This window comes from Pseudomonas sp. IT-P253 (assembly GCF_949768125.1).
GTDB lineage: Bacteria > Pseudomonadota > Gammaproteobacteria > Pseudomonadales > Pseudomonadaceae > Aquipseudomonas.
On sequence record NZ_CATKPT010000056.1, the window covers coordinates 1 to 3,100 of the forward strand.

At 51.2% G+C, this 3,100-nt stretch carries 1 rRNA gene; it reads left to right on the top strand.

From position 1 onward, the window contains the following. Nucleotides 1-173 precede the first annotated feature (173 nt). Nucleotides 174-3,065, top strand: a 23S ribosomal RNA gene (locus ACM6IR_RS23960). Nucleotides 3,066-3,100 lie beyond the last annotated feature (35 nt).

The window sequence follows — 3,100 nt, forward strand, 5'->3', positions numbered from 1 at the left end:
GATTAGATCGTTCTTTAAAAATTTGGGTATGTGATAGAAAGATAGACTGAACGTTACTTTCACTGGTAACGGATCAGGCTAAGGTAAAATTTGTGAGATGCTCTTTATGAGCAAGAATCGAATTTTCGGCGAATGTCGTCTTCACAGTATAACCAGATTGCTTGGGGTTATATGGTCAAGTGAAGAAGCGCATACGGTGGATGCCTTGGCAGTCAGAGGCGATGAAAGACGTGGTAGCCTGCGAAAAGCTTCGGGGAGTCGGCAAACAGACTTTGATCCGGAGATGTCTGAATGGGGGAACCCAGCCATCATAAGATGGTTATCTTAAGCTGAATACATAGGCTTAAGAGGCGAACCAGGGGAACTGAAACATCTAAGTACCCTGAGGAAAAGAAATCAACCGAGATTCCCTTAGTAGTGGCGAGCGAACGGGGACTAGCCCTTAAGTGGCTTTGAGATTAGCGGAACGCTCTGGAAAGTGCGGCCATAGTGGGTGATAGCCCTGTACGCGAAAATCTCTTGGTCATGAAATCGAGTAGGACGGAGCACGAGAAACTTTGTCTGAATATGGGGGGACCATCCTCCAAGGCTAAATACTACTGACTGACCGATAGTGAACTAGTACCGTGAGGGAAAGGCGAAAAGAACCCCGGAGAGGGGAGTGAAATAGATCCTGAAACCGTATGCGTACAAGCAGTGGGAGCCCACTTTGTTGGGTGACTGCGTACCTTTTGTATAATGGGTCAGCGACTTATTTTCAGTGGCGAGCTTAACCGAATAGGGGAGGCGTAGCGAAAGCGAGTCTTAATAGGGCGTCTAGTCGCTGGGAATAGACCCGAAACCGGGCGATCTATCCATGGGCAGGTTGAAGGTTGGGTAACACTAACTGGAGGACCGAACCGACTACCGTTGAAAAGTTAGCGGATGACCTGTGGATCGGAGTGAAAGGCTAATCAAGCTCGGAGATAGCTGGTTCTCCTCGAAAGCTATTTAGGTAGCGCCTCATGTATCACTGTAGGGGGTAGAGCACTGTTTCGGCTAGGGGGTCATCCCGACTTACCAAACCGATGCAAACTCCGAATACCTACAAGTGCCGAGCATGGGAGACACACGGCGGGTGCTAACGTCCGTCGTGAAAAGGGAAACAACCCAGACCGTCAGCTAAGGTCCCAAAGTTATGGTTAAGTGGGAAACGATGTGGGAAGGCTTAGACAGCTAGGAGGTTGGCTTAGAAGCAGCCACCCTTTAAAGAAAGCGTAATAGCTCACTAGTCGAGTCGGCCTGCGCGGAAGATGTAACGGGGCTCAAACCATACACCGAAGCTACGGGTATCACTTAGGTGATGCGGTAGAGGAGCGTTCTGTAAGCCTGTGAAGGTGAGTTGAGAAGCTTGCTGGAGGTATCAGAAGTGCGAATGCTGACATGAGTAACGACAATGGGTGTGAAAAACACCCACGCCGAAAGACCAAGGTTTCCTGCGCAACGTTAATCGACGCAGGGTTAGTCGGTCCCTAAGGCGAGGCTGAAAAGCGTAGTCGATGGAAAACAGGTTAATATTCCTGTACTTCTGGTTATTGCGATGGAGGGACGGAGAAGGCTAGGCCAGCTTGGCGTTGGTTGTCCAAGTTTAAGGTGGTAGGCTGGAATCTTAGGTAAATCCGGGATTCCAAGGCCGAGAGCTGATGACGAGTGTACCTTTGGTGCACGAAGTGGTTGATGCCATGCTTCCAAGAAAAGCTTCTAAGCTTCAGGTAACCAGGAACCGTACCCCAAACCGACACAGGTGGTTGGGTAGAGAATACCAAGGCGCTTGAGAGAACTCGGGTGAAGGAACTAGGCAAAATGGCACCGTAACTTCGGGAGAAGGTGCGCCGGTGAGGGTGAAGCATTTACTGCGTAAGCCCATGCCGGTCGAAGATACCAGGCCGCTGCGACTGTTTATTAAAAACACAGCACTCTGCAAACACGAAAGTGGACGTATAGGGTGTGACGCCTGCCCGGTGCCGGAAGGTTAATTGATGGGGTTAGCTAACGCGAAGCTCTTGATCGAAGCCCCGGTAAACGGCGGCCGTAACTATAACGGTCCTAAGGTAGCGAAATTCCTTGTCGGGTAAGTTCCGACCTGCACGAATGGCGTAACGATGGCGGCGCTGTCTCCACCCGAGACTCAGTGAAATTGAAATCGCTGTGAAGATGCAGTGTATCCGCGGCTAGACGGAAAGACCCCGTGAACCTTTACTATAGCTTTGCACTGGACTTTGAATTTGCTTGTGTAGGATAGGTGGGAGGCTTTGAAGCGTGGACGCCAGTTCGCGTGGAGCCAACCTTGAAATACCACCCTGGCAACTTTGAGGTTCTAACTCAGGTCCGTTATCCGGATCGAGGACAGTGTATGGTGGGTAGTTTGACTGGGGCGGTCTCCTCCTAAAGAGTAACGGAGGAGTACGAAGGTGCGCTCAGACCGGTCGGAAATCGGTCGTAGAGTATAAAGGCAAAAGCGCGCTTGACTGCGAGACAGACACGTCGAGCAGGTACGAAAGTAGGTCTTAGTGATCCGGTGGTTCTGTATGGAAGGGCCATCGCTCAACGGATAAAAGGTACTCCGGGGATAACAGGCTGATACCGCCCAAGAGTTCATATCGACGGCGGTGTTTGGCACCTCGATGTCGGCTCATCACATCCTGGGGCTGAAGCCGGTCCCAAGGGTATGGCTGTTCGCCATTTAAAGTGGTACGCGAGCTGGGTTTAGAACGTCGTGAGACAGTTCGGTCCCTATCTGCCGTGGACGTTTGAGATTTGAGAGGGGCTGCTCCTAGTACGAGAGGACCGGAGTGGACGAACCTCTGGTGTTCCGGTTGTCACGCCAGTGGCATTGCCGGGTAGCTATGTTCGGAATAGATAACCGCTGAAAGCATCTAAGCGGGAAACTAGCCTCAAGATGAGATCTCACTGGGACCTTGAGTCCCCTGAAGGGCCGTCGAAGACTACGACGTTGATAGGTTGGGTGTGTAAGCGCTGTGAGGCGTTGAGCTAACCAATACTAATTGCCCGTGAGGCTTGACCATATAACACCCAAGCAATTTGCAGGCTTCGAGCTGAA